Source organism: Klebsiella aerogenes KCTC 2190, from assembly GCF_000215745.1.
In the GTDB taxonomy this organism is placed as follows: domain Bacteria; phylum Pseudomonadota; class Gammaproteobacteria; order Enterobacterales; family Enterobacteriaceae; genus Klebsiella; species Klebsiella aerogenes.
Map to the genome: position 1 here is coordinate 4,718,180 of NC_015663.1, position 26,936 is coordinate 4,745,115.

A 26,936-nucleotide genomic window follows, 5' to 3' on the forward strand; every position below is an offset into this window, starting at 1 on the left:
GACAACAACGTAATTAAGCAAATTCCAGGGATGCATTAATTTTGCCTAAATGAATAGCATCGAGCGCAATCATCTTCTCTTCATTGGTGGGTATGACTGCAGATATCACTCGAGCCTCGCGGGAAGAGATAATGCGTTCACCGGCGGAGTTGGGTTGTTTATTTAACGCATCGTTCAGGCTGACGCCAAATACCGCTAAATGCTCAATCACCAGTTGGCGGATTAATACCGAATTTTCGCCGATGCCGCCGGTAAAAATAATCGCGTCAAGGCGGCGTAGCGAGGCGGCATGACCCGCAATGTGGCGGGCGATACGATGCACAAAGGTTTTAATCGCCAACCGCGCGCGTTCATGCCCCTCATGCCAGGCTTTTTCCAGCACCCGCAGGTCGGATGACAATCCGGATATCCCCAACAATCCGGACTCCTTATTCACCACGCGTTCCAGATCGCTGAGCGTCTGGTTAGTTTCGCTGGCAATCCACGCCATCGCGCCAAAATCGACATCCCCGCTGCGGGTACCCATCATCAGGCCTTCCAACGGCGTCATGCCCATCGAGGTGTCCACGCTGTGGCCGTTGCGTACCGCACAAATCGACGCGCCGTTGCCAAGATGAGCAATGACCAGCCCGCTATCCTGCTCGGGTAAATCAAGCAGCGCCAGCGCACGCTGAGCCACATAACGGTGCGAGGTGCCGTGGAAACCATAGCGACGCACGCCCAAGCGCTGGTAATAGTCCCACGGCAGGCCGTAAAGAAATGCCTCTGGCGCCAGCGTCTGATGAAAGCTGGTATCAAACACCGCCACCTGCAGTACGCCGGGGAATAACTGCTGCGCTGATTCAATACCGCTGAGATTGGCGTAATTATGTAGCGGCGCCAGCGGCGACACCTGGCGAATATTGTCGATAACGTCATCGGTAATGATCACCGATTCGGTAAATATACTGCCGCCGTGCGCGATACGGTGGCCAATTAACGCCACGCTATCAACTAAATCGCGTTTTTCTAATTCAAATGCGATCGCCTTCAATGCGCCCTCATAGCTGCGGTGAGCCAGCTTAGCCGGCTCTCCACCATTTATTGACAGGAACGCATTTTCAGAATTAATGCCATCTGCAATACCAGCCATTAATACTTCACAGCTGGCGGCATCAAGTACTGAAAATTTAATTGAAGACGAGCCGCAGTTAATGACCAGTACTACCGGATATTCATTCATGTCGATCACTCCGCTCGTCCTGAGCTTAATTAAAACAGTTTGTAAACGATGTTCAGAATGGTCAGCAGACCGATTACCGTGACGAAGACGTTGTCCAGGCGGCCGCGATATTTCGCCAACGATGGCGCTTTACGAATGGCGTACATCGGCAGCAGGCACAGCAGCGAGGCAATAATCGGCGCGCCCATCGCTTCAATCAGGTCGAGAATGTTCGGGTTGGCGTAGGCGACAATCCACGTTGAGCCCATGATAAAAATCATGCTGATGGTGTTGAGCTTGCCGCTGGAAACGCGGGTTTTATCGCCTTTGTAGCCAAACTTCAGCACCAGACCGTTCAGGCCTTCCAGCGTGCCGAGATAGTGGCCGAAGAAAGATTTGAAAATCGCCACCAGCGCAATGATTGACGCGCCATATTCAAGCACCGTGGCAAAGGTGGATTTGGTGCCGGACAGCGAGGCGAAGTGGTTCGCCAGGTATGAGAGCACCGGGATATTCTGCGCCTTGGCATCGGCCATATTCTGCGGCGACAGAGTAAACAGGCAGCTGAAGGCAAAGAACATTACCACGGCCACCATCAGCATGCTGGCGCGAGAGATAATCTGAGAACATTTGCGCTCGGTGAACTCGCGACCAAACTCTTTTTCATACTCTTCGCGCTTGGAAACCACGAATGAAGAGACAATAGGCGAGAAGTTAAACGAGAACACCATAATCGAAATACCCAACCAGACGGTCACCAGAATGCCATCGTGACCGGTCAGCGAGATCTCGCTTAAATTCACCTGATCGATGACCGCGGAGTTCCAGTAAGGGATCAGCGACAGCGAAATCAGCACCAGGCTGGCGATAAATGGCCATACCAGATAGCTCATCACTTTCACCATCAGGTCTTTACCGAACCAGATGACGAACGCCATTAGCAGCAGCAGGAACAGCGCGACAAAACCACGGTTCAGCGCCGGCAACTGCAGCTGGTTTTCCCAGAAGGTCATAAAGGTATTAGTGATTGTCACGCCGTAAATCCACAGCAGCGGGCAAATCGCAAAGAAATAAAGGAAGGTAATCACCACCCCGCCGGTTTTACCAAAGTGCTCTTCTACCGTTTCGGTGATGTTGCCGGAAGGATTTGAGCCGGATAGGCACAGCCGCGCCAGCGCCCGGTGGCAATAGAAGGCGATCGGGTAGGCCAGCACTAACATCAGTAAGATGGGGGATCAGGCCGCCGAAGCCGGCGCGGATCGGGAAGAATAATACCCCGGCGCCAATGGCGGTGCCGAATAAGCCCAGGGTCCAGGTGGTGTCCGATTTGCGCCAGGACGACTCTTTTGTCTGGCTGGATACAATGCTATCTGTAGTACTCATATCCTATCCTCATCAAAAAGATTAAGCGTCAACTAAACCAGTAATTTGCGATACGCGAGACAGGTCGATATTACCGCCGGAAATAATGCTGACGGTTTTTCGGTTCTGGATATAGCTGTCCAGCTTACCGCTTAATAATGCGGCACAGGCTAACGCCCCGGCCCCTTCGGTAATCACTTTATTGCGTTGAATAAGTGCGACCATACTGTTGCGAATTTCGTCTTCGCTGACCAGCACAATATCGTCGACTAATTCACGAACAATCTGATAGGTAATATTTCCCGGACGAGAAACGTCGCAACCGTCAGCAAGGGTGGCATTAGTGCGATGATTGGTAATTTCTCCGGCGTAATACGAGGCCGCCATGCCGTGAACGTTTTCCGACTGTACGCCAATAATACGAATAGTCGGGTTAATCGATTTAATCGCCACCGCGATGCCGGCAATTAAACCGCCGCCGCCAATCGGCACAATAACGTTATCGACATCATATAAATCCTCCATGATCTCGAGACCAATAGTCCCCTGCCCGGCTATCACTTTCGGGTCATCGTAGGGAGGAATAAATATACGCCCTTCCATTTCGACAATTTCGCTGACTTTGGCGATGGTGTCGTTAAAGTTATCGCCATGTAGCACCACTTCCGCCGAATAGTCGCAGGTGGCGGCAACTTTCGATTTTGGCGCGCCTTTCGGCATCACCACTTTGCCGTCAATACCGAGCATAGCGCAGGAGAGCGAAACGCCCTGCGCATGGTTACCGGCGGAACACGCCACCACGCCTTTGCGCTTTTCGGCATCGGTCAGCGAGCTAAGTTTATTAAACGCGCCGCGAATTTTAAAAGAACCGGTGCGCTGCATATTTTCAAACTTAAGGAATATTTCGCCTTTGCATCGTTCACTGAAATAATTTGAGCGCGGCATCCCCGTTTTATATATTTTACCTGCCAATCTTTTTTTCGCTTCGAGGATATCTTCAATAGCAACCGGAAGATCGTATGTAATATGCATGAGAACCTCTTAACCTGGAATTAAAAAATAGCGTTAATGGGCAGCGATTGATAAACAGATCGCAGCTTAATTTTCAATCAATATAAAAAGACAATTAGTCCACGGTAATTAATTGTCGTCGTCGGCAGCCGCTATGGGCTGAATATTCTTTCGCTAATTCAACTAACGCCGAGGCCGCGCTTTTAATGCGATAATTTTTCGACCACACTGCAGCATAATGCGCCACCGGTAACGCATCCTCGACAGGAATGGTAATAAATTGATTAGAGCCAAAAGGTGCGGTCATATCACAAGGAATAACCGTCAGGAAATCAGCATTGAGAACAAGATTATAAATAGTAACGACAGAGTCTGTTTTAACGATGTTTTCATTGTTGATGCCGCTGCGTTGAAGCGTGGCGAGGAGTTCACTGTAGTAACCCATATTAGTTTGCGGCAATACCCACTGTTCGTGCTGTAACGATGCCAGCGTGGCACTGCCGCTGCGCGTTCGCGATTTGCTGGCCACCAGCACGAACTCCGATTCAAATAGCGGTTCGACATGCAGATCGTGCAGCTTCATCTCATCGCTCAACGTGCCGATGGCGAAATCGAGACGGCCATCGCGAATCGCCGGCAGGAACGATGAAAGCTGCGCTTCGTACATCGAGACCTGTGCTTTGGGAAATAACTTTTTGAATTTATGGATCATATCCGACATAAAAGTGAAGCCGATCAGCGACGGGAAACCGAAAGAGACGTCAACGACGGTGCTGCAGGTCATGCTGTTCATTTCGTTAACCATATTTTTCATTTCGCGGGTAATCGACTCCGACCAGCTCAACAGCACCTGTCCGGCCTCCGTCAACGTAACACCGGTATTTTTACGGACAATAAGCTCAGTGCCGAAATAGTCTTCAATATCATTAATCGTTTTACTGACTGCAGGTTGAGTTAATCCTAACTCTTTCGCTGCCGAACCAATCGAACCACTTCTGATCACCTCCTGGAATACAACCAGGTGCTGAGTTTTAGGGAGCGGAATAGTATTCATATTGGTTATCCACGTTAATGACTTTGTTGACGGCGGAAAGTGTATCAAATGATGATCCGATGGTTGTGTGAGACCACTCACAAAGCACTTTCACCTATAATCAACCTCATCCATGAAACAAAACAAAGCAATTAAAATCAATAAGATAAAAATAAAAACATGAAATTAAGCATGATTTTAGTCAAAGAAACATGAGGGGATAAAAAATATTTATGGGGATAAAAAAGGTTAATTTTTAAGCTAAATGCGAGCAGGGAAAGGGTAATTTTCAAGCAATAAAAGGAGATATTTCACATTAATTCCTGATTAAAACTCAGGTGTAAACAATCAAATAAAATGAGAAAACTGTATTTATTTCGATTTATTACGGGATGAGGTCACAATTTTTCGCTTTATTTGTATGTAAAGATATATTTAATTAATTAAGTTGAAAACAAAAACAAACAATGAATTATCATTTACAACATTATTTTAACCTCATTTTTTAGCTATTTTATAGCAGGTAATTCCTTGATTAAAATCAATATCGATTTTTCATCCACTCACAAACCTGCTAAATAGTGATTTGTGCTAATCATCACAAATCCAGAAACTAATCATCAATGTATCGCAGATAACACCAACCGGTTAACGCGCAAATCACCGCACAGATAGCCAACGCGACGCCGAGCGATTGCCCCCACCCCACGAATGCCAGCCCCAAGCCGATAACCAAATAATAGGTCAGGCCGAACAGCGCTCCGGCGCTACCACGACAATCAGCGTAGTCGCTAAGCGCCGTTCCCAGCACTACGGGGATCGCCATGGCATAGGCTGTCGCCACTGCGATCATCGGCAGCAAAAAGAACCGTGAATCCGCTAACAGGCATACGCCTGCGCTGGCGAGCAATAACAGCAGACCGGCACAGATAAAAATAGGCCGCTGCCCTGCTCCACGTCGCAGCAACAAACGATTGCCCTGCGCGCCAACCAACGCCCCTGCCGCCAGCGCCATGCCGCTATAGCCAAAGGTCCGCGCATCCAGTCCCAGGCGGGCAAAAAGGAAAGGCCCCTGGCTGTAATAGCTGAACAAACCGATATTCAGTGCCGCCACCAGCGCCACCGCAAAACGGATTTTCGCATCCGCCAGCATGCGCAGCATTAACGGCCAGAGCGCCTGATCCCCCGTTCGCGGCGGCCGGGTTTCCGGTATGATCACCGCGCACAGCAGCAACAGCGCCGCCGCAAGCAACGCCAGTGCGCCGAAGACGCCGTTCATTCCGCGCCAGGCCGTCAGCACGCCGCCAAGATAAACGCCAATTGCCGGGCTGATAGCCAGCGCCATGCCGACAAAAGAAAAGATCGCCGCCAACCTCCGGCCATCAAACGCATCCCGCAGCACCGTTTGCCCAACCACCGACCCGATTGCCGCGCCGAAAGCCGCCACGATACGAGCCGCCAGCAGTACGCTAAAATCTGGCGCCGCCAGCGCCAGCATACAACCTGCGGTATACACCGCCAGACCGAGCAATAACGCCGGCCGCCGCCCGCGCCGGTCGCTGAACCAGCCCCAGAACAGCACGCCAACGGCAAAGCCGATAAAATAGACCGCCAGCGTCTGCGCCGCATCGGCGGCGCTAACGGAAAAATGGGCGCTGATATCAGTCAGCGCCGGGCTATAGATAGTTTCCGCGATTTGCGGAAACATGAGTAATGCGGTAACCAGCGCCATCGCCGAACGACTTAACATATCCACCTCCCTCGTCAAAGGCGCCATTGTAGGGAGCGGCAAAAACGGCGATTATAAATATAATGACATTTAACATCGAGAATCAGACATTATGGCATGGCTCAGCGCGGATGCATCCTTTGACCCTGATACGCTCAGTGCGCCGCTGATTGGCGTGCAATCCACGCTTAACGGCGATCATGACGACGGTCTGCATCGTCATCAAATGGGGCAGATGTTATTTACCCGTCAGGGTTGTATCCGGCTGACGCTAAATGATGGCGCGCTATTGTGTATGTTACCGCCGACCCGCGCGGCGTGGATCCCCGCAGGCGTGACGCACCGCGCCCAAATGCAGCACATCGTTGATTACCGTTCGGTGTGGTTCGCCAATACGCATTATCCCGAGCTACCCGCCGCCCCGGCCATCCTCAACGTTACCCCGCTGCTGCGCGAGTTGCTCGAACGCATTAGCGCCAGCCTGTGGGATACTGACTGGCAACAGGGTCCGGCCCGGCACCTGGCGGCGCTCTGCGTGGCGGAAATCGGCGCGGCAAAACATGAGCCGATGATGCTAACGCTGCCGCAGGATAAACGTCTGCGCCATCTCAACGGCCATGGGCACCCGCCGCAGCTTCAGCAACTGGCGGCGCAATGCGGCGCCGGAGAAAAGACCATCAGCCGCCTGTTTCAACGTGAAACCGGCATGTCATATCAGCAGTGGCGCCAACAGTGGCGGTTGATGAAAGCCGTTGAGCTATTGGCCAGCGGTCAACGCATTACGGATGTCGCCCAGGCGCTGGAGTTTGCCAGCGATAGCGCCTTTATCTACTTTTTCCGCAGCCAGACCGGCAAAACCCCCGGACAATACATCGCCAGGTAAATAGTCTGTTTTCGGCCAAAATGTTAACTCCAACACGCGTAGCGGCCGATATTCGGCTAAGGTTTTCTGATGGCCGTTCGCAGTGGCGCGAAGTCAGCAAAACGCAAAAATGGAGAATTATCGATGACGAGATCGGTTCTACGTCGCCCGGAAACCCTGACCTACCTTATTCGACTGGCACTGGGAGGCGCAATATTAAGCCTGGCGACATTCGCCGCGCAGGCAGATGACAACACCTCCCCGGTACCGCAATCGCCTGATGAACTATTAGGCCCGCTGTTTAACGACGTGCAGAGCGCGAAACTATTCCCTGACCAAAAAACCTTCGCTGATGCGGTACCGAACAGCGATCCGCTGATGATCCTTGCCGACTATCGAATGCAAAAAAGCCAGGCCAGCTTCGATCTGCGCCATTTCGTTGAGATCAACTTCACCCTGCCGCGTGATAACGATCAATACGTACCCCCGAAAGGACAAACCCTGCGTCAACACATCGATGGGCTATGGCCAGTATTAACCCGCAGCACCGTCGAGGTCGAGAAATGGGATTCGCTGCTGCCGCTGCCTAAACCTTATGTGGTACCCGGTGGACGCTTCCGCGAGGTTTATTACTGGGATAGTTATTTCACCATGCTGGGCCTCGCCGAAAGCGGGCACTGGGATAAAGTGGAAGACATGGTGGCCAACTTCGCCGCCGAAATAGACCGCTGGGGCCATATTCCAAACGGCAACCGCAGCTACTATCTGAGCCGTTCGCAGCCGCCGTTCTTCTCCTTTATGGTTGAGCTGCTGGCCAGCCACGATGGCGATCGGGCGCTGAAGACCTGGCTGCCGCAGATGGAAAAAGAGTATCGCTATTGGATGGAAGGCGCCGATGCGCTAACGCCCGGCAAAGCCAATAAACGCGTGGTGCGTATGGAAGATGGCGCGCTGCTTAACCGCTACTGGGATGATAACGATACGCCGCGCCCGGAGTCCTGGCTGGACGATGTCACCACCGCCAAAAACAATCCTAACCGCCCGGCCACCGAAATCTATCGCGACCTACGTTCCGCCGCGGCTTCCGGATGGGACTTCAGCTCTCGCTGGATGGATAATCCGCAGCAATTGGGGACTATCCGCACCACCAGCATCCTTCCTGTCGATCTCAATGCGCTGATGTTCCACATGGAAAAAACCATCGCCCGCGCCAGTAAGGCCGCTGGCGACAGCGCCAAAGCCGGACAGTACGATGCGCTAGCGAACGCCCGTCAGAAAGCGCTGGAAAAATATCTGTGGAACGATAAAGAAGGCTGGTATGCCGATTACGATCTGAAGAGCCATAAAGTCCGTAATCAGCTGACCGCCGCGGCGCTGTTCCCGCTGTACGTCAAAGCGGCCTCCAGCGAACGCGCCGCGAAAGTCGCCGCCGCCGCCGAAAGCCGCCTGCTGAAGCCCGGCGGCCTCACCACGACCACGGTCAATAGCGGCCAGCAATGGGACGCGCCAAACGGCTGGGCGCCGCTGCAGTGGGTGGCGGTGGAAGGCCTGCAGAACTACGGTCAGAAAAAGGTGGCCATGGAGGTCACCTGGCGCTTCCTCAGCAACGTCCAGCACACCTATGACAGCAAGCAGAAGCTGGTAGAGAAATATGACGTGAGTTCAACGGGTACCGGCGGCGGCGGCGGTGAATACCCGCTGCAGGACGGCTTTGGCTGGACCAATGGCGTGACGTTAAAGATGCTCGACCTGGTTTGCCCGCAGGAAAAACCGTGCGATGCCCTGCCGGCGACCCCGCCGACGCAGACAGAAAGCGCCACCGGCCAACAGCCAGCCGCGAACGATGCCGTGGCGGCTGCGGAGAAAAAAGCCCAGTAATCCCCCTGCGCGCGGCGATATCTTCGCCGCGCTTTTCCCATCGACGTCACCCCACCATCCGCTCGACAGCCAGCAAAATGTCTTCTTGCTCTGAGGAGGACTATTTTGCTTGATCATGCAAAAGCAAACGATAATAATTCGCATTATTTTTAACGAAAAAGCATTTCGTTTATTTCCGCGGCGGCGCACAGGAGTGCCAGACCGCGCTATTCAGGATTATGGCATGATCTCCTCTGTTTACTTCAAACGCTCCGCGCTGGTGTGCGCCCTCGCGGCCGCCTTCCCTCTCGCCGCGCAGGCGGAAGATACTCTAATCGTTACCGCAAAGCCTGACGACTCCGCCAGCGCGCAGACACAAGGCTATAGCGCCAAAACGTCAACCGGCGCCACGAAAACCGATCAGCCGTTGATAACTACCGCTCAGTCGGTATCGGTGATCACCCGCCAGCAGATCGCCGATCAGGGCGCCAATACCGTAAGCCAGGCGCTCCAGTATACGCCGGGGGTTTATTCCAGTTTTGGCGGCGGCGCGACGCGCTTTGATACCATCTCGCTGCGCGGCTACCACGGCGGCGACGTCGATAACCTGTTCCTTGACGGCATGCGCCTGATGAGCGACGGCGGCAGCCATAACGTGCTGCAGATCGACCCATGGTTTATTGAGCGCGTCGACGTCATCCGCGGCCCCTCTTCCGCCCTTTATGGCCAGAGCGTACCGGGCGGGGTGGTTAATTTGACCTCCAAACGGCCGCAGTTCAGCCAGCAGGGTCACTTTCGCCTGACCGGCGGCACGCAAAATACCAAGGGCGCGGCCTTTGACTATACCGACGCCATCAATGACCAGTGGGCCTGGCGGCTCATCGGCATGACCCGCAGCAGCGATACGCAGTATGACCATACCCGCGAAGAGCGCTACGCGATTTCACCTTCCTTGCTGTGGCAGCCGGATAGCGATACTTCACTGCTGTTGCGCGCCTACCTGCAAAAAGATCCCTCAGGCGGCTACCACGGCTCTCTGCCGCTGGATGGCACCCGTTACGCGCACAACGGCCGTAAACTTTCACCCAGCACCAATGAAGGCGATCCGGGTGATGGCTACCAGCGCCGCGAACAGATCTACAGCTACGAGTTCAACCACCAGTTTAACGATGTCTGGTCGGCCTACTCCGCGGGCAGCTATACCCATACAAATGTCTCGCTGGATCAGGTTTATCAGGTTGGCTGGGTAGGTGACAGCGACATGCTTTCCCGCGGCTACAGCGGTTCCCGCGGGTCGCTGGACGCCTGGTCAACCGATAACCGCCTGCGCGCCGATTTTACGACCGGTGAACTGGCGCATACGCTGATCCTCGGCGCTGAGTATCATCGCTTCCGCAACGATTTGTGGACCGGCGCCGGCAACGCGGCGCCGCTCAATCCGTTCACCGGCTATACGCCGCAAACCGGGCATACCATCACCTACAGCGATAATAATAATCGCCGTTATTACCAGACCGGATTTTATCTGCAGGATGAAATGGTATGGAACCGCTGGCATCTTGATATTTCCGGGCGCTACGACCGCATCGTTTCACAGCAGGTAAGCGACACCTCAGGCACGTCGAACCGCCGCTCCGACGATCACATCAGCGGCCGCGCCTCGCTGCTGTACGCGCTCGATAACGGCCTTTCGCCCTACTTAAGCTACAGCCAGGCGATTACCCCGGCGATGCTGCCGGGCGCCGATGGTACGTTATTAAAACCTACCACCGCCGAACAGGTAGAGGCAGGCCTGAAATTCCAGCCGCCGGGCAGCAGCGATTTGTATAGCATCGCGATATACGACTTGATGCAAAAGGATGTCGCCACCCGCGACCCGAACATTGCCACCGCCACCTATATTCCCGCCGGGAAAGTGCATTCGCAGGGCGTAGAGCTGGAAGCACATAACCAGATTACGCCGCAATTGAGCACTATCGCCTCTTATACCTGGAATCGCCTGCGCTTCCAGGACACGAAAGACGGCACCGATAGTAATACGCCGCAGCTGTCGCCAGATCAGATGGCCTCGTTCTGGGCGCGCTATCAATTGCCGGCGGGCATTACTGTTGGCGCGGGCGTGCGCTATATCGGTAAACAGTGGGCTGATGACGCCAATACCGAACGTTTACCGTCAGTCACCCTGCTAGATGCGATGGCGCGCGCCGACCTCGGAGCGTGGTCGACAGCGATGAAAGGCGCCTATATCCAGGTTAACGCGAATAATATCGGCGATCGTGAATATCTTTCCGGCTGCTACGGCACCGGCAACTGTTACTGGGGGGCTGAACGCAGCGTCACGGCAACCGTGGGCTACGATTTCTGACAACGTTGCCTCCGGGAACCTCCCGGAGGCAACGCAAGGATAGGAATTACATCGCGTCCAGCGCTTTCTGCAGTTTCCAGATATAGCGCGGCGCCTGTGGGGCAGGATGCTTTTTCGCCACGTGTTCAAAGAACTCATCGGCATCGAGATCGTTAATCTCGTCAATAGCGTCCTGGCGATTCGACGAGAAAGTACGCAGCAGCGCCCCCGCGCCGTTGGCATAAGAGACCACCACCGCATAGCGCATCACCTGCGGGTCTTTAATCCCCGCCAGCGGGCCGTTTTCCAGGATACTCAGGTAAGCGGCCCCCATCGAGATATTGCGTTCCGGATTCTTCAGCTCGCTTACCGAAGGCTGGCCACGCCACCCCATCCGTTGATAGACATCGCGCCCGGAGGTCGACGGCTTCAACTGCATCAGCCCGACCGCGCCGGATTTACTAACCACCGAGGGATTACCGCCGGACTCAATCGCGATGATCGCCGTTATCAGCTGCGGGTCAACCCCCCACGCGGCGCCGGCTTTTTCGCTGATCGGCATCCACTGCATCGACCGCTTCACCGGGACTTCCGGGTTCCACGGCGGATTGGTGTAATCGTGCTTCGAGCTACAACCGGCCAACAATACAAATAAAAAAACAAACCATCTCAATTTCACACATCTATCCTTATTGGCTGAAGTTTGCCGCACGGAGATGACAATACACGTTCCAGGCGGCATGATAACCCTTTCATTCTTTGCAAGGAATTGCCATGTCTCAGTTTTATCTGGTCGCCCCTTCCGGTTACTGTATCAATCAACAGGCTGCGGCCCTTGGCGTGGCCCGTCTGCAGGAGGCCGGTCATCAGGTACTGAACCAACAGGCGATCTCCCGTCGACAGCAGCGTTTCGCCGGCAGCGACAGCGAACGCCTGGCCGATATTAACCAACTTGCGGCCCTCGAGGGAAAAAACCGCATCGTGCTGGCGGTACGCGGCGGCTATGGCGCCACCCGGCTACTACCGCAAATCGACTGGCAGGGCTTGTCCGCGCGCCAGCAGCGGGATCCGCTGCTTATCTGCGGCCACAGTGATTTCACCGCCATCCAGATGGGACTGCTGGCTAAAGCCAACGCTATCAGCTTCAGTGGGCCGATGTTAGCGGGCAATTTCGGCGCTGAAACCCTGAATGCGTTTACGGAACATCACTTCTGGCAGGCGCTGCGCGAACCGGTGTTTACCCTCGAATGGCAAAGCGATGGCCCAACCTGCCGCGCCGAAGGCACCCTGTGGGGCGGCAATCTGGCGATGGTCACGTCGCTCATCGGCACGCCGTGGCTACCGCAGATTGACGGCGGTATTCTGGTGCTTGAGGATATCAACGAACACCCGTTCCGCGTAGAGCGTATGCTGCTGCAGTTGCTCAACAGCGGGATCCTTGCCCGCCAACGGGCCATTGTGCTCGGCAGCTTTACCGGGGCGCAACCCAACGACTACGACGACGGTTACGATCTACCCACCGTCTACGCCTGGCTACGTCAGCAACTCGCCATCCCGCTGCTGACCGGACTCGAATTCGGTCATGAACAGCGCACCGTGACTTTGCCTCTCGGCGCACGGGCACGGCTGGTCAACAACGCCTCTGTCGCAACGTTAACGATAAGCGGCCATCCGGTGCTGGCGGAATAAAAATTCCTCTGCGCGAGTATCCTGAAAACGCGCGGATTGTTAAAATGGTGTAATTTTCACCCCTTCACGCTGACAAGGAGTACGTGAACATTGGACGCCGCTGCGGTCATTAGTCTGTTTATCCTGGGTTCTGTTTTAGTAACCTGCAGTATTTTATTGAGTTCTTTCTCCTCGCGCCTCGGCATCCCGATTCTGGTTATCTTCCTCGCTATCGGTATGCTGGCAGGCGTTGACGGTATCGGCGGCATTCCTTTCGATAACTATCCCTTCGCCTATATGGTGAGTAACCTCGCGCTGGCGGTGATCCTGCTGGACGGTGGTATGCGCACCCAGGCCAGTTCGTTTCGCGTGGCGCTCTGGCCAGCGCTATCGCTGGCGACGGTCGGCGTGCTGATAACCTCCGCCCTTACCGGGATGATGGCGGCATGGCTGTTCAAGCTCGATTTAATCGAAGGGCTGCTGATCGGCGCCATTGTCGGCTCCACCGACGCGGCAGCGGTCTTCTCGCTGCTCGGCGGTAAAGGGCTTAACGAGCGCGTCGGCTCGACCCTTGAAATTGAATCCGGTAGTAACGACCCGATGGCGGTATTCCTCACCATTACCCTGATTGAAATGATCCAGCAGCATGAAGCCGGTCTGAGCTGGATGTTTGTGGTGCATATCATTCAACAGTTCGGTCTGGGTATCGCTATTGGTCTTGGCGGCGGCTATTTGCTGCTGCAGATGATTAACCGTATTGTCCTGCCCACCGGGCTCTACCCGCTACTGGCGCTAAGCGGCGGGATCATGATTTTCGCCGTCACCACGTCTCTTAACGGTAGCGGTATCCTCGCGGTCTATCTCTGCGGTTTCCTGCTCGGTAATAAACCCATTCGCAACCGCCACGGCATTCTGCAAAACTTTGACGGCCTGGCGTGGCTGGCGCAAATCGCCATGTTCCTCGTCCTGGGTCTGCTGGTGACGCCGTCCGACCTGTGGCCGATCGCGATTCCGGCGCTACTGCTGTCAATGTGGATGATCTTCATCGCGCGTCCGCTGTCGGTATTCGCCGGCCTGCTGCCGTTCCGCGGTTTTAATCTGCGCGAGCGAGTGTTTATCAGTTGGGTCGGATTGCGCGGCGCGGTGCCGATTATCCTCGCTGTTTTCCCGATGATGGCCGGGCTTGAGAACGCGCGGCTGTTCTTTAACGTCGCCTTTTTCGTGGTGTTGATTTCACTGCTACTTCAGGGCACCTCACTCTCCTGGGCGGCGAAAAAAGCGAAAGTCGTAGTACCACCGGTCGGCTGGCCTATCTCACGCGTCGGGCTGGATATCCATCCGGAAAATCCGTGGGAACAGTTTGTCTACCAGTTGGGTGATGATAAATGGTGCGTTGGCGCAGCGTTGCGCGACCTGCACATGCCGCCGGAGACGCGCATCGCGGCACTCTTCCGCGACAACGTACTGCTGCATCCTACCGGCAGCACGCGGCTGATGGATGGCGATATTCTTTGTGTTATCGGCCGCGAGCGCGACCTGCCGGCGCTGGGTAAAATGTTTAGCCAGTCGCCGCCGGTTTCTCTCGATCAGCGATTCTTTGGCGACTTCATCCTCGATGCGGAAGCTAAATTCGCCGACGTGGCGCAGATCTACGGCCTCGACGGCGGCGAGGAGTTTCGCGAGCATCAGCAGTCGCTGGGTGATGTGATACAGCAACTGTTAGGCGCCGCGCCGGTCGTTGGCGATCAGGTGGAGTTTGCCGGTATGGTGTGGACGGTCGCGGAAAAAGAGGACGATCACGTACTGAAGGTGGGTGTGCGGGTCGCGGAAGATGAGGCGGAGTGATCCGCCTCACACAAAGTTACACTGTCACTACCGGCACGCGTGGCGCCAGGGCGCACATTAATTCATAACCGACGGTGCCGCTGGCCGCAGCGACATCGTCAATCTTAATCTCCTGTCCCCATAACTCGACCGGCGCGCCAATACCCGCATGCGGGCAAGGCGTCAGATCTACCGCCAACATATCCATCGAAACACGCCCGACGGTGGTGGTGCGTACGCCGTCGACCAGCACCGGCGTGCCGCTCGGGGCGACGCGCGGATAACCGTCGGCATAACCGCAGGCGACAATGCCGATGCGCTGCTCGCCGGATGTCTGATACAGCCCACCATAGCCCACCCGTTCGCCGCTTTTCAGCGTCTGTACGGCAATCACTTCACTGCTGAGGGTCATCGCCGGTTTCAGGCCGCTATTGGCAATATCCCGCCACTGGCCCGACGGCGATGCGCCATACAGCACAATTCCCGGACGCACCCAATCAAAGTGCGCTTCCGGATGCCACAGCGTGGCCGCTGAGTTCGACAACGAACGCGGGCAGTCCAGCCCCTCCGCCGCCTGTTCGATACGGCGCATGGGCTCCGCGATGCCCTCCGGGTTTTCCGCATCAGCGAAATGCGACATCAGCGTCATTTCACCGACGTTGGCGAGCGATCGCAGCTGTTGCCAGACGGTATGCACTCGCTCGGGCATAAAGCCCAGCCTATTCATACCGCTATTCACTTTAAGATAGATATCCAGCGGCGCATGCAGTTTAGCCTGCTGCAGGGCTTTAATTTGCCAGTTGCTGTGTACGCTGGTGGTCAGACGATACTTATCAAGCAGCGCCAGTTCATCGGCGTGAAAGAACCCTTCCAGCAGTAGAATCGGTCCTTTCCAGCCCTTTTCCCGCAGCAGGATTGCCTCTTCGAGATTGAGCAATGCGTATCCATCTGCGGCGTTCAGCGCCTGCCACATCCGCGCCAGGCCGTGGCCATAGGCATTCGCCTTCACCACCGCCCAAACGCGCGCCCCAGGGGCGGCGCGGCGAACAATCTGTAAATTCTGACGTAAAGCCGACAGATCAATGCTGGCTTTTACCGGACGAGACATGGAGGCTCCTTAGTTATGCACGCCGTGCAGATGCTGAGCGCGAGCCGGCGTAAAGCCCGGGCTGTAACGCGCCACGGCCAGATCATCATAAGGGATCGCCGGCGTACGCCCGGAGATCAGGTCACTCAGAAGCTGCCCGGACCCGCAGGCCATGGTCCAGCCCAGCGTACCGTGCCCGGTGTTCAGCCACAGGTTTTTGTACGGCGTACGGCCAACCACCGGCGTACCATCCGGCGTCATCGGCCGCAGGCCGGTCCAGAAGGTGGCCTGCTCAACGTAGCCGCCGCGCGGGAACAGATCGCGAACCACCATCTCCAGCGTCTCGCGGCGCGGCTTCAGCAACTCTTTATTGAAGCCGACAATTTCCGCCATCCCGCCAACGCGAATACGCTTATCGAAACGGGTAATGGCGATTTTGTAAGTCTCATCAAGGATAGTCGATACCGGCGCGCCGCTCTCTTCGGCAATCGGAATAGTCAACGAGTAGCCTTTCAGCGGATAGACCGGGATATCCACCAGCCCTTTGAGCATCGCGGTGGAGTAAGAACCAAACGCCATCACGTAGGCGTCGCCCTTAATAATTTCCTCGCCGCATTTCACACCGGCGATTTGATCGCCTTCGTAAAGCAGCGCATCGACGGCGGTATTAAAGCGGAAAGTCACCCCTGCCGCCTCGGCCATCGCCGCCAGACGGGTGGTGAAGAGCTGGCAATCGCCGGTTTCATCGTTTGGCAGGCGCAGACCGCCGGTCAGTTTATGACTGACTTCCGCCAGCGCCGGTTCGACTTCGCGCAGGCGATTGGCTTCCAGCAGTTGATACGGCACACCGGCCTCTTCCAGCACGGCGATATCGCGAGTGGCGTTTTCATACTGTTTTTCGGTGCGGAAAAGCTGCAGGGTGCCCCCCTGGCGGCCTTCATACTGGATACCGGTGGTTTCACGCAGCGCTTTCAGGCAATCACGGCTATATTCCGCCAGGCGCACCATACGCCCTTTGTTTTCCATATAGTGGCGGGTATCGCAGTTACGCAACATCTGCCACATCCACTTGAGCTGGAACTGCGTGCCGTCAAGGCCAATCGCCAATGGCGCATGGCGCTGGAACATCCATTTAATCGCCTTCAGCGGCACGCCCGGCGCCGCCCACGGCGCCGCGTAGCCGGGAGAGATCTGCCCGGCGTTGGCGGCGCTGGTTTCTTCAGCGGGCCCTGGCTGACGGTCGATAACCGTCACCTCATGTCCCGCCTGGCTTAAATACCAGGCGCTCGCTACCCCAACCACCCCACTTCCCAGTATGACGACTCGCATAGCCACTCCGTAATAGTTAAAGAACAATCATCTAATTACAAATTGATAACCCAGATGAAAATATTATTCAACATACGCTTTATTTATGGTGACTTATCTCACACCAAACCGCACCAGCACTGACACCAGAGATTTACGATCTCCTGCTGCGCTTTATTTTTCCTCAGTATAAAATGCTGCTCAAATGTTAAATTAAGGCCTTTAGGATTGTGAAATCGCGAAGAAAAGAAATTACCCGCAGACGCAGTTTGTTATGGCGTGTTCTATGCTTGATAAGAGGTTCTCCACAAAGAGAGAACCACCAACAACGAGGGCGCGCTAATGGCTACGATTGATTCCATGAACAGGGACACCACCCGGTTAAGCGATGGACCCGACTGGACTTTTGAACTGCTGGAAACCTATCTCGCCGAGGTCGATCGGGTGGCGAAACTGTATCGTCTTGACACCTATCCGCATCAAATCGAGGTGATCACCTCCGAACAAATGATGGACGCCTACTCCAGCGTCGGGATGCCGATCAACTATCCCCACTGGTCGTTCGGCAAAAAATTTATCGAAACCGAGCAGGCGTATAAACACGGTCAGCAAGGTCTGGCCTATGAGATAGTCATTAACTCCAACCCTTGTATCGCTTATTTGATGGAGGAGAACACCATTACCATGCAGGCGCTGGTGATGGCGCACGCCTGTTATGGGCACAACTCCTTCTTTAAAAACAACTATTTGTTCCGCAGCTGGACCGATGCCAGCTCAATCATCGACTACCTTATATTCGCGCGTAAATACATTACCGAATGTGAAGAGCGCTACGGCGTCGATGAAGTCGAAAAATTGCTCGACTCCTGCCATGCGCTAATGAACTACGGTGTCGACCGCTACAAACGCCCGCAGAAAATATCGCTGCAGGAGGAGAAGGCGCGACAGAAAAGCCGCGAAGAGTATCTGCAAAGCCAGGTGAACATGCTGTGGCGTACTCTGCCAAAACGGGAAGAGGAAAAAGCCATCGAGGCGAGCCGCCGTTATCCTTCCGAACCGCAAGAGAACCTGCTGTACTTCATGGAGAAGAACGCGCCGCTGCTTGAGTCCTGGCAGCGCGAGATCCTGCGTATCGTGCGTAAGGTCAGCCAGTATTTTTATCCGCAGAAGCAGACTCAGGTTATGAACGAGGGTTGGGCGACATTCTGGCACTACACCATCCTCAATCATCTGTATGACGAAGGAAAAGTGACAGAGCGCTTTATGCTGGAGTTTCTGCACAGCCACACCAACGTGGTGTTCCAGCCGCCCTACAACAGCCCGTGGTACAGCGGGATCAACCCCTACGCGCTGGGTTTCGCCATGTTCCAGGATATTAAACGTATCTGCCAGTCGCCAACGGAAGAAGATCGCTACTGGTTCCCGGATATCGCCGGTTCCGATTGGCTGGAGACGCTGCATTTCGCCATGCGCGATTTTAAAGATGAGAGTTTTATCAGCCAGTTCCTGTCACCGAAGGTGATGCGCGATTTCCGCTTGTTCACCGTACTCGACGACGACCACAATAATTACCTGGAGATTTCCGCCATTCATAATGAGGAAGGCTATCGGGAAATTCGTTCTAAGCTGTCGGCGCAGTATAACCTCAGCAACCTCGAACCGAATATTCAGGTCTGGAACGTTGACCTGCGCGGCGACCGTTCGTTGACGCTGCGCTATGTGCCGCACAACCGCGTGCCGCTGGATAAGAGCCGCCGCGAGGTACTCAAACACGTTCACCGCCTGTGGGGCTTTGACGTGATCCTTGAGCAGCAGAATGCCGACGGCAGCGTTGAGCTGTTGGATCGCACGCCGCCGCGGCAGAACGCGCTGTAAGGCTGAAAAAAATGCCCGGATTATCCGGGCATTTTTATAGAGTGAGCCGTACTTAGCGCATATTAATGGCTAAATCGCCGGGCAGCGTTTTTTGCATCCGATGCCAGATCTCGCCGCTGTTGTGGCCATAGGCGCGGACGATTTCGTACACTTTATCGTGCTGACTCTCTTCGCACACTTTCGCCAACTGGTGATAGAAACCCAGCGCCAGGCTACGCGCTTCCGGATTAGCAAAATAGTGACGGCCGATGCGGGTATACAGCCCCTTCATGCCGTTGAGGATCAGACCGTAGATGGGGTTGCCGGAGGCAAACGCCAGACCGCGGAAGATGTTGTAATCCAGTTCGGCGAAAGCGTCGGCATGATCTTCAACTTCACGGGCGGTAGACAGTACCTCCAGCGCTTTGTCCGGGTGCTGGCGGAAGGCGGTACGAATAAAAATCGTCGAGATATTGGTGCGCACCGACAGCAAGTTATCAATCAGTTGCGGTACGCTATCATGGTCGAGGCGCGCCAGCGTCTCAAGAATATTCAGTCCGGAGGTTTCCCAGAAGTTGTTCACCTTCGTCGGTTTACCGTGCTGGATAGTCAGCCAGCCATCACGGGCCAGACGTTGCAACACTTCGCGCAGAGTTGTTCGGGTCACACCAATCAGTTCAGAAAGTTCACGTTCAGCAGGGAGAATAGATCCAGGCGGGAAACGGTTATTCCAGATACTTTCAATGATGTACTCTTCCGCGAAACCCGCAGGGCTTTGCGCCTTAATGACCATAGTAAGATTTCCATTACACAGCGTTGCAAATTGCACTCATCATACCAGAGCAGTCATACGCCAGATAGCATCTGAAAGTAATTAAAAGGGGATCGCCGTTTCATTTTCAGCTTTTGCTTAACGCCTTCCATTACCTGTCATGCGCCGCGAAGAAAGTTGCTTCCCTTTTTACTCAACTGGTAATCTTGCAATAGTTACGCATAAAATCATGTTGTTTGACGGAAGGACCTCTGTCGTGGAAATGTCTTATGGCCGCGCCCTGTGGCGCAATTTTCTTGGCCAGTCGCCAGACTGGTACAAGCTTCTCCTGATTATCTTCCTGGTGGTTAACCCGCTGGCGTTTTATCTGCAACCATTTGTTGCCGGTTGGCTGTTAGTGGTGGAGTTTATCTTCACCCTGGCGATGGCGCTCAAATGCTACCCGCTACTGCCTGGCGGCCTGCTGTCGATAGAAGCGGTGCTGATCGGTATGACCAGCCCCGAACATATCCGCGAAGAGATAGCCAATAATCTCGAAGTCCTGCTGTTGCTGATGTTTATGGTGGCCGGGATCTATTTCATGAAGCAGCTATTGCTGTTTATTTTTACCCGTCTGTTGCTGGGGATCCGCAGCAAGATGCTGCTGTCGCTGGCCTTCTGCCTTGCGGCCGCTTTTCTCTCCGCCTTCCTCGACGCGCTCACCGTTGTGGCGGTGGTCATTAGCGTGGCAGTAGGCTTTTACGGCATTTATCATCGCGTCGCCTCCGCGCGGCCTGATGATAACGACATGCTTGATGACAGCCACATCGATCAGCATTACCGCGACGTGCTCGAACAGTTCCGCAGCTTTTTACGCAGCCTGATGATGCACGCCGGCGTCGGTACCGCCCTCGGCGGCGTGATGACCATGGTCGGCGAACCGCAGAACCTGATTATCGCCAAAGCCGCCGGCTGGCACTTCGGTGAGTTCTTTATCCGGATGTCGCCAGTAACCCTGCCGGTTATCCTGTGCGGCCTGATGACCTGCCTGCTGCTGGAAAAATTTCGTCTGTTCGGCTACGGCGAGCCGCTGCCAATACCGGTGCGCAAAGTCCTGCAGGATTTCGACGACCGTAGCCGCCAGAGCCGTAGCCGCCAGGATCGGATGCGCCTTATCGCCCAGGGGATCATCGGCGTGTGGCTGATTGCCGCCCTCGCCCTGCATCTGGCGGAAGTTGGCCTGATTGGCCTCTCCGTCATCGTGCTGGCAACCACCTTTTCCGGCGTGACCGACGAGCACGCCATCGGTAAAGCCTTTACCGAAGCGCTGCCGTTTACCGCCCTGCTGACGGTGTTTTTCGCTATCGTGGCGGTGATTATCGATCAGCATCTGTTTGCCCCAGTGATTGAGTTCGTCCTGCAGGCTTCGCCGCACGCTCAGCTATCGCTGTTCTATCTGTTTAACGGCCTGCTGTCGTCCATCTCCGATAACGTCTTTGTCGGTACGGTGTATATCAACGAAGCAAGAGCGGCGCTGGAACATGGCGTTATCAGCCTGCAGCAGTTTGAAATGCTGGCGGTCGCCATTAATACCGGTACTAACCTGCCCTCCGTCGCCACCCCCAATGGCCAGGCCGCGTTTCTGTTCCTGTTGACCTCGGCGCTGGCGCCGCTGATCCGCCTCTCTTATGGCAGAATGGTGTGGATGGCGTTGCCATATACCATCGTGCTAACGCTGGTCGGCCTGCTGTGCGTCGAAACGCTGCTAATGCCGGCCACCCAGTGGATGCTCAGCCACGGCTGGTTGACCACGCCGACACTGCCGTAATTGTCCAGCACGTTACCCGGGTCCGCCCGGGTAACGAATATTCATTTACGTAATATTTTCCGACTAGCGGATGGCGTCGCGGTAGTTTTCGTTTACACTGCCATGATTTAGCATGTTCCAGGGAAATGATTATGTTGCAATACTTAAACCAGTGCTCACGGGGACGCGGCGCCTGGCTCTTGATGGCGTTAACCGCTTTTATACTTGAATTAGTGGCGCTGTGGTTCCAGCACGTGATGCTGCTGCAGCCCTGCGTGTTGTGTATTTATGAACGCTGCGCTCTGTTTGGCATTATGGGCGCTGGTCTGGTAGGCGCTATCGCGCCGAAAACCCCGTTGCGCTACGTCGCGCTGCTGATCTGGCTGTACAGCGCCCTGCGCGGACTGCAGTTAGCCTGGGAACACACCATGATTCAGCTGCACCCTTCCCCGTTCCAGACCTGCGATTTCGCCGCGCGCTTCCCGACGTGGCTGCCGCTGGATAAATGGCTGCCGCAGGTATTCGTCGCCACCGGCGACTGTTCCGTGCGCCAGTGGGAATTCCTGACGCTGGAGATGCCGCAGTGGCTGGTAGGCATCTTTGCAGCTTATCTGGTTATCGGTCTGCTGGTGCTGATCGCTCAGCCATTTAAGGCTAAAAAACGCGATCTGTTCGGCCGTTAAGTTATCCTGCCAGATAGTACACGCTCCTTCGGGGGCGTTTTTTATGCCTGTAAGTTGACGACGCCCCTTTAAAGATGCATATTAAATACATCTTATATGCATCCACTGAGGAGCTCACCATGTCTCACCTGCGTATCCCGGCTAACTGGAAAGTTAAACGCTCCACTCCGTTCTTCACTAAGGAAAATGTTCCGGCGGCGCTGCTCACCCATCACAATACTGCCGCTAACGTTTTCGGTCAGCTGTGCGTCATGGAAGGAACGGTAACTTACTACGGTTTTCATGACGAGCAGGCTACCGAGCCGGAGGTGAAGGTCGTCATTAACGCCGGGCAGTTCGCCACCAGCCCACCGCAGTATTGGCACCGTATCGAGCTCAGCGATGATGCCCAGTTCAACATTAACTTCTGGGTTGAGGATGAATCCCACGGCGAAGACGGCCTGTTCCACGCCAAGAAAAGCTAATCCCCTGATGCGCAAGCGGTTGATCATCGACGTCCGGATGTTTAAAGTCGTTACCCGAAAGGCTCGTCTTTCTTGAGTCTGAAATGGGATAAGTCACCATGAGCATAGTCTGGTATATGACGCTAATGTGCATTGTCGTCGCGTATTTAATGATGAGTTTCCTGCCCATCTGATCGCCGCAAGCAGTCACCGCGCCGGGGTAACCTGGCAGCTCGTCAACGCCCTTTCAGCCCGGCCACCGCGCCGGGTCTATTTTTTTCTACATCTGCTTTACAAATATTCCTAAAGTTCCCCGCCCCCGCGCCGATGATGAAATGCCAAACGCACCTGGTGATGATGACTTAAATGTGGGGTTTCCGATGAGTAGAAACGGCTGGCGTTCGCTTAGTGTTGTTTTTTTCCCATGCGCTTTATTATGGGCAGGGATTATCTGGCTGGCATTGAGAATGATGGGATATTAATGCGAATAAAGAACCGGGCCGCGCAGGCAGGGAATGCCCGGTTCTAATATTTTGATGAGTTTACTGCGCCCAGCCTGGTTTGTTTAAAACAGGCATCAGTTTAAAAGCAAGGTGCGTTGAAGTAATGCGGATGTAGTGTGTAAGCAATGCATTAGCGCAAGACGAATCGATACCTTATGAGGTTTTGAGTTGTTTTGCGCTAATTATTTGCCCCATACATGCCCCATTAAAAATTCTGCGAGCAGCTTTCCAGATTAAAAGCAACGCCGTTTACCTCTCCCCCATCCCATGTCATCCTCTTTCGCGGTAATCATGAATTTTCGGTGCGCACCACTCTTTCGTGATTCCCTTCTTTTTCAAGCTTACAGCTTCGTCCAGAACTCGTTTTTGACGCCTATACTTTCAGTCTGACCACTGGAGGTTGATATGTGCGGACGCTTTTCCCAGTCAATGACCCGTGAAGATTATCTTTCCTATCTTGCCGATGAAGCTGATCGCGACATCGCATATGACCCGGAGCCGATTGGTCGATATAACGTCGCGCCCGGTACCAAAGTTTTGCTTCTGAGCGAACGCGACGAACAATTGCATATCGATCCTGTCTTCTGGGGGAAGCGCGCCGTTTAAACGTGGTTATTAAGCAGAAGGCTTTCATCTAGTCACATCTGCGGCTGATAAAGATCTTGATGATATGCTGTCAACGTCTAGTTGTGCTAACTTGTGAAGCGGAGCGTGATTTGATGCGGCAGAATATGGTCGGGAAAGAACCAAAGGAGATAGTTTACAAACTTTTAGCCTAGGAGATCATTTCTTGTGGCATCCGTATAATTTTGTAGGAAACGCGAACATTAACGGTTGATACTTGACCAAAGCGATAATGGTATGCTACCAAAAGTGAAGCTACATTTGTTGCAGAATCCATATAATAAGCAAACGAATGAACCATGTCCCTTCTAATAACAGAAAAGTCAAGATAATTTTGCATTGACTACAAAATCCTACTTAGTACGAACAAATGCTGTAACTTCAAACCATGGTCATTATGTACTCTATGTAATGATTGCAATTTGATGAATCTTATACATAATATGCTTGGGATGTTCATAGGAGCAGCAGTATGGGTTTCCATATATCACAATCGATTACGGATGCGGCAACCATTTTAACCATCATAAGTTTTTTCATGACATTATGGGTTATCAGAACGACTAATTTCTTGAAAAAAAAATTCAAAAACAAAGGCAGGCTCCCTGAAATTAAGACTGAAATTTCTCAAACTACCAATAAAATATTTAGCATATTAACAAGCCGTGAACTTGATAATAACTGGATTGAGTTTAATCGAAGGTTTTCTATGGAGGTTAAGACTTGCTACCCAATAATTGATAATTTGCTAAGTAAAGTTGAAAACGACCAAAAAAATGCGGTTATAAACATTTTAGATTTGATTGCTCCAAAAACTCGCTTCTTCGGAAGACGAAAAGTAATAAGAATTAGCGATAAAGATAAAGCGTGGGATATATACCAAGATTTATCTTCATTAACAGTACATTTAGATCAAATAATGAAAGACATGAGGTGGGATTAATGTTTAAAGACAATGATTTAAATAAGCTTTATGTCAAATTAAGCAGGGAAACATCGGAAGATAAACTTGTATGGAAAATTGTACTTTCAAAAGATTTTATCGCGCTTACTGAGGCGAACGAGGATCGTATCGGCGCGGTTTATACTTGCGATTACAAAGGGAAAAAACTTGCTATCTACCTGAGAAAATATAAACATTTCTTTGATGATGTGGAGTGGGCATGGACCGAAGAACCCCAACTTGCGATAGTCACTGATAATTATGAAGTTCTTTGGAAAAGCAGGTATTGCGACTCCACTTTAATAAATTTATATGAGATTGTTTCACGGCAAGGTTCGGGTTTCAATGATTTAATTGATGACCTAATCCCATAAATAAAATTGCTCTATTGTAGCATTTCTCAGCGAGGGCTTTTACTAAAGCTCTCGTTTCCTTTTATTAAGCAATCACAATAGAACAGTTTCAATAACTTTACTTAATTACCAACAAGTCCTCAAATCTCGTAGTATATCGTGGGGAAAGCATTTCACGCTTCATCTGCCATTGCTGCTGTATACCTTGCCCGGCGAAGTAGAGCGTTCCTTTTCCGTCTTTAGCGTTCAGGTGATCGAGCACCTCCATCAACTTATCACTTCCGGCCCGCGGTGCGTTTTCATCGAAAAGATTTAGCTGTGCAACTCCCTGACTGAAGAAGTCGCCGAGCATGACCCCCGCTTTCTGATACCTGTGCCCGTCGACCCATATCGCATCCAGGCACTTTACCGCGGCATTGATGATATCCCGGCTATCCTGCGTGGGCGTCAGTAACTTAATGGACCCGCTGTTGCCGTAGTATTTTTCGTTCAGCGCAAAGGGAGATGTCTTCACAAAGGTGGAGATATAGCGACAGAACTGATGCTCTCCACGAAGTTTCTCTGCGCCTCTGGCCGCATATGAACAGATAGCCTGCCGCATTTGTTCATAGGTGGTAATGCGCTCCCCGAACGACCGGCTGCAGACAATTTCCTGTTTCACTGGCGCAAACTCTTCCAGCTCAAGACATGACTCGCCGCGCAGCTCACGGACAGTTCTCTCAAGCACCACGTTGAAGTGTTTGCGGATAAAGCGGATATCCGTATCAGCTAGCTGCAGGACGGTTTTTATCCCCATAGCCTCCAGTTTTTTACTAATGCGACGGCCGATACCCCACACCTCATCAACCGGGAGTAAAGCCATTAATTTTCGCTGCCGTTCAACGTTTGACAGGTCAACTACCCCGCCAGTGGCTTTCCATGTTTTCGCCGCATGATTGGCGAGTTTTGCCAGCGTCTTTGTTTGCGCGATCCCAACCCCGACCGGAAGTCTGGTATTGCGGTAGACCGTATCTTTCAGCTCATGCCCGAACTCTTCCAGCACACGGCAATTACGTACACCAGTGAGATCGCAAAAGGCCTCGTCGATGCTGTAGATTTCTACCCGGGGACACATTTCCTCAAGTGTCGTCATGACCCGGTTGCTCATATCCGCGTAGAGTTCATAATTTGAACTGAAGCAAATCACGCCATGCTGGCGGAACTGGTCTTTGCATTTGAAGTACGGATCCCCCATCTTGATGCCGAGCTTCTTGGCTTCGGCAGAACGCGCTATCACGCATCCATCGTTATTGGACAATACGACAACTGGCTTCCCTCGCAGATCCGGCCTGAAAATGGTTTCGCAGCTCGCGTAGAAGCTGTTCACATCAACCAGAGCAAACATTACATCACCGGGCTGTCATCAAAACCGGCTTTACTGATGATGTGAGTTACCACTCCTATCAGCTCAACATCCGCTAGCATATCCCCTTCAATAGCGTCACCGTCCTCCGTAATGAGCGATCCTCCAAGGAAGCGCGCAAACTGCTGCACGCCGCAATATGAGATAAGTAAAACCGCTGATGCTAACGGCGATGATGAGCGCTCAACTACGGCGACGCCACGTTGTGTATCAACGAATGTTGCATGCTGGCTTATGCCGGTTACTTCATAAAACTGTGGTTGTTGAAGCATGATCTGTCACTCCAC

Annotated in this window: 21 protein-coding genes and 2 pseudogenes; 12 read left to right on the forward strand and 11 right to left on the reverse strand. The window is 53.4% G+C overall.

What is annotated here, in order from left to right; genetic code table 11:
* Positions 1-13: 13 nt before the first annotated feature.
* The 5 genes and pseudogenes from tdcD to EAE_RS22280 form a co-directional block, all read right to left on the reverse strand.
* On the reverse strand, positions 14-1,222 hold the full coding sequence (tdcD, locus tag EAE_RS22260) for a propionate kinase (RefSeq protein WP_015705833.1): 1,209 nt from the start codon (positions 1,220-1,222) through the stop codon (positions 14-16).
* 29 nt (positions 1,223-1,251) lie between these two features.
* Positions 1,252-2,584, reverse strand: a pseudogene (tdcC, locus tag EAE_RS22265) (threonine/serine transporter TdcC).
* Positions 2,585-2,605: 21 nt separating this feature from the next.
* The gene (tdcB, locus tag EAE_RS22270) at positions 2,606-3,595 is read right to left on the reverse strand and encodes a bifunctional threonine ammonia-lyase/L-serine ammonia-lyase TdcB (protein ID WP_015366079.1); all 990 of its coding nucleotides are present in this window, start codon (positions 3,593-3,595) and stop codon (positions 2,606-2,608) included.
* A 94-nt stretch (positions 3,596-3,689) separates the two neighbouring features.
* Positions 3,690-4,628: a transcriptional regulator TdcA gene (gene tdcA, locus EAE_RS22275; protein WP_015366078.1), complete on the reverse strand. Its 939-nt coding sequence runs from the start codon at positions 4,626-4,628 to the stop codon at positions 3,690-3,692.
* Between the two features lie 592 nt (positions 4,629-5,220).
* The gene (locus tag EAE_RS22280) at positions 5,221-6,357 is read right to left on the reverse strand and encodes an MFS transporter (RefSeq protein ID WP_015705835.1); all 1,137 of its coding nucleotides are present in this window, start codon (positions 6,355-6,357) and stop codon (positions 5,221-5,223) included.
* A gap of 91 nt (positions 6,358-6,448) precedes the next feature.
* On the opposite strand from EAE_RS22280, the gene EAE_RS22285 reads away from it, so the two are divergent.
* From EAE_RS22285 to EAE_RS22295, 3 genes are all read left to right on the forward strand, one after another.
* Complete coding sequence (locus EAE_RS22285; protein ID WP_015705836.1) at positions 6,449-7,219, forward strand: AraC family transcriptional regulator; 771 nt, start codon at positions 6,449-6,451, stop codon at positions 7,217-7,219.
* Between the two features lie 123 nt (positions 7,220-7,342).
* Positions 7,343-9,076 (forward strand): alpha,alpha-trehalase, encoded by a 1,734-nt coding sequence (locus tag EAE_RS22290; protein ID WP_015705837.1) that lies wholly within the window; start codon positions 7,343-7,345, stop codon positions 9,074-9,076.
* A 223-nt stretch (positions 9,077-9,299) separates the two neighbouring features.
* Entirely contained in the window at positions 9,300-11,420 is a 2,121-nt protein-coding gene (locus tag EAE_RS22295) for a TonB-dependent siderophore receptor (protein ID WP_047079264.1), read from the forward strand.
* A 46-nt stretch (positions 11,421-11,466) separates the two neighbouring features.
* Here EAE_RS22295 and emtA read toward each other — a convergent pair whose 3' ends face one another.
* Positions 11,467-12,078, reverse strand: coding sequence for a membrane-bound lytic murein transglycosylase EmtA (gene emtA, locus EAE_RS22300; RefSeq protein ID WP_015366071.1), 612 nt, complete (start codon positions 12,076-12,078; stop codon positions 11,467-11,469).
* A gap of 95 nt (positions 12,079-12,173) precedes the next feature.
* On the opposite strand from emtA, the gene ldcA reads away from it, so the two are divergent.
* Together ldcA and EAE_RS22310 are read left to right on the forward strand one after the other, a co-directional pair.
* A complete protein-coding gene (gene ldcA, locus EAE_RS22305; protein WP_015705839.1) occupies positions 12,174-13,088 on the forward strand; it encodes a muramoyltetrapeptide carboxypeptidase in 915 nt (304 codons plus the stop codon).
* Between the two features lie 90 nt (positions 13,089-13,178).
* On the forward strand, positions 13,179-14,912 hold the full coding sequence (locus tag EAE_RS22310; protein WP_015366069.1) for a potassium/proton antiporter: 1,734 nt from the start codon (positions 13,179-13,181) through the stop codon (positions 14,910-14,912).
* Positions 14,913-14,928: 16 nt separating this feature from the next.
* Here EAE_RS22310 and dadX read toward each other — a convergent pair whose 3' ends face one another.
* Together dadX and EAE_RS22320 are read right to left on the reverse strand one after the other, a co-directional pair.
* Entirely contained in the window at positions 14,929-15,999 is a 1,071-nt protein-coding gene (dadX, locus tag EAE_RS22315; protein WP_015705840.1) for a catabolic alanine racemase DadX, read from the reverse strand.
* 9 nt (positions 16,000-16,008) lie between these two features.
* Positions 16,009-17,307, reverse strand: coding sequence for a D-amino acid dehydrogenase (locus tag EAE_RS22320; protein WP_015705841.1), 1,299 nt, complete (start codon positions 17,305-17,307; stop codon positions 16,009-16,011).
* Positions 17,308-17,628: 321 nt separating this feature from the next.
* On the opposite strand from EAE_RS22320, the gene EAE_RS22325 reads away from it, so the two are divergent.
* Positions 17,629-19,161 (forward strand): SpoVR family protein, encoded by a 1,533-nt coding sequence (locus EAE_RS22325; RefSeq protein ID WP_015705842.1) that lies wholly within the window; start codon positions 17,629-17,631, stop codon positions 19,159-19,161.
* 52 nt (positions 19,162-19,213) lie between these two features.
* Here EAE_RS22325 and fadR read toward each other — a convergent pair whose 3' ends face one another.
* Complete coding sequence (fadR, locus tag EAE_RS22330; protein WP_015366064.1) at positions 19,214-19,933, reverse strand: fatty acid metabolism transcriptional regulator FadR; 720 nt, start codon at positions 19,931-19,933, stop codon at positions 19,214-19,216.
* 235 nt (positions 19,934-20,168) lie between these two features.
* Here fadR and nhaB point away from each other — a divergent pair, with 235 nt between their 5' ends.
* The 6 genes and pseudogenes from nhaB (at position 20,169) to EAE_RS22360 (ending at position 25,268) form a co-directional block, all read left to right on the forward strand.
* Positions 20,169-21,719 (forward strand): sodium/proton antiporter NhaB, encoded by a 1,551-nt coding sequence (gene nhaB, locus EAE_RS22335; RefSeq protein ID WP_015705843.1) that lies wholly within the window; start codon positions 20,169-20,171, stop codon positions 21,717-21,719.
* Between the two features lie 131 nt (positions 21,720-21,850).
* Positions 21,851-22,381: a disulfide bond formation protein DsbB gene (gene dsbB / locus EAE_RS22340; RefSeq protein WP_015705844.1), complete on the forward strand. Its 531-nt coding sequence runs from the start codon at positions 21,851-21,853 to the stop codon at positions 22,379-22,381.
* 119 nt (positions 22,382-22,500) lie between these two features.
* Positions 22,501-22,845, forward strand: a complete 345-nt coding sequence (locus EAE_RS22345; RefSeq protein ID WP_015366061.1) for a TehB family protein — start codon at positions 22,501-22,503, stop codon at positions 22,843-22,845.
* An 887-nt stretch (positions 22,846-23,732) separates the two neighbouring features.
* A pseudogene (locus tag EAE_RS25630) lies at positions 23,733-23,918 on the forward strand (SOS response-associated peptidase family protein); the annotation flags it as partial.
* Positions 23,919-24,423: 505 nt separating this feature from the next.
* Positions 24,424-24,894 (forward strand): hypothetical protein, encoded by a 471-nt coding sequence (locus EAE_RS22355; RefSeq protein ID WP_015705846.1) that lies wholly within the window; start codon positions 24,424-24,426, stop codon positions 24,892-24,894.
* Positions 24,894-25,268, forward strand: a complete 375-nt coding sequence (locus EAE_RS22360) for a hypothetical protein (protein WP_015705847.1) — start codon at positions 24,894-24,896, stop codon at positions 25,266-25,268. Before EAE_RS22355 ends, EAE_RS22360 begins: the two co-directional genes overlap by 1 nt.
* Positions 25,269-25,365: 97 nt before the next feature.
* Here the strand turns inward: EAE_RS22360 and EAE_RS22365 are convergent, their stop codons facing one another.
* Positions 25,366-26,631 (reverse strand): Y-family DNA polymerase, encoded by a 1,266-nt coding sequence (locus EAE_RS22365; RefSeq protein WP_015705848.1) that lies wholly within the window; start codon positions 26,629-26,631, stop codon positions 25,366-25,368.
* The gene (locus tag EAE_RS22370) at positions 26,631-26,921 is read right to left on the reverse strand and encodes a hypothetical protein (RefSeq protein ID WP_015705849.1); all 291 of its coding nucleotides are present in this window, start codon (positions 26,919-26,921) and stop codon (positions 26,631-26,633) included. The genes EAE_RS22365 and EAE_RS22370 overlap by 1 nt, the downstream gene beginning before the upstream one ends.
* Between the last annotated feature and the right edge of the window lie 15 nt (positions 26,922-26,936).

Excerpts from the sequence above, each read along its gene's own strand:
- EAE_RS22365 (WP_015705848.1), bottom strand. The coding sequence starts at position 26,631 with ATGTTTGCTCTGGTTGATGTGAACAGCTTCTACGCGAGCTGCGAAACC.
- EAE_RS22280 (WP_015705835.1), bottom strand. The coding sequence starts at position 6,357 with ATGTTAAGTCGTTCGGCGATGGCGCTGGTTACCGCATTACTCATGTTT.
- tdcB (WP_015366079.1), bottom strand. The coding sequence starts at position 3,595 with ATGCATATTACATACGATCTTCCGGTTGCTATTGAAGATATCCTCGAA.
- fadR (WP_015366064.1), bottom strand. The coding sequence starts at position 19,933 with ATGGTCATTAAGGCGCAAAGCCCTGCGGGTTTCGCGGAAGAGTACATC.
- EAE_RS22285 (WP_015705836.1), top strand. The coding sequence starts at position 6,449 with ATGGCATGGCTCAGCGCGGATGCATCCTTTGACCCTGATACGCTCAGT.
- EAE_RS22360 (WP_015705847.1), top strand. The coding sequence starts at position 24,894 with ATGTTTAAAGACAATGATTTAAATAAGCTTTATGTCAAATTAAGCAGG.
- ldcA (WP_015705839.1), top strand. The coding sequence starts at position 12,174 with ATGTCTCAGTTTTATCTGGTCGCCCCTTCCGGTTACTGTATCAATCAA.
- tdcA (WP_015366078.1), bottom strand. The coding sequence starts at position 4,628 with ATGAATACTATTCCGCTCCCTAAAACTCAGCACCTGGTTGTATTCCAG.
- EAE_RS22370 (WP_015705849.1), bottom strand. The coding sequence starts at position 26,921 with ATGCTTCAACAACCACAGTTTTATGAAGTAACCGGCATAAGCCAGCAT.
- EAE_RS22320 (WP_015705841.1), bottom strand. The coding sequence starts at position 17,307 with ATGCGAGTCGTCATACTGGGAAGTGGGGTGGTTGGGGTAGCGAGCGCC.
- EAE_RS22290 (WP_015705837.1), top strand. The coding sequence starts at position 7,343 with ATGACGAGATCGGTTCTACGTCGCCCGGAAACCCTGACCTACCTTATT.
- dsbB (WP_015705844.1), top strand. The coding sequence starts at position 21,851 with ATGTTGCAATACTTAAACCAGTGCTCACGGGGACGCGGCGCCTGGCTC.
- EAE_RS22325 (WP_015705842.1), top strand. The coding sequence starts at position 17,629 with ATGGCTACGATTGATTCCATGAACAGGGACACCACCCGGTTAAGCGAT.
- EAE_RS22355 (WP_015705846.1), top strand. The coding sequence starts at position 24,424 with ATGGGTTTCCATATATCACAATCGATTACGGATGCGGCAACCATTTTA.
- dadX (WP_015705840.1), bottom strand. The coding sequence starts at position 15,999 with ATGTCTCGTCCGGTAAAAGCCAGCATTGATCTGTCGGCTTTACGTCAG.
- EAE_RS22295 (WP_047079264.1), top strand. The coding sequence starts at position 9,300 with ATGATCTCCTCTGTTTACTTCAAACGCTCCGCGCTGGTGTGCGCCCTC.
- EAE_RS22345 (WP_015366061.1), top strand. The coding sequence starts at position 22,501 with ATGTCTCACCTGCGTATCCCGGCTAACTGGAAAGTTAAACGCTCCACT.
- tdcD (WP_015705833.1), bottom strand. The coding sequence starts at position 1,222 with ATGAATGAATATCCGGTAGTACTGGTCATTAACTGCGGCTCGTCTTCA.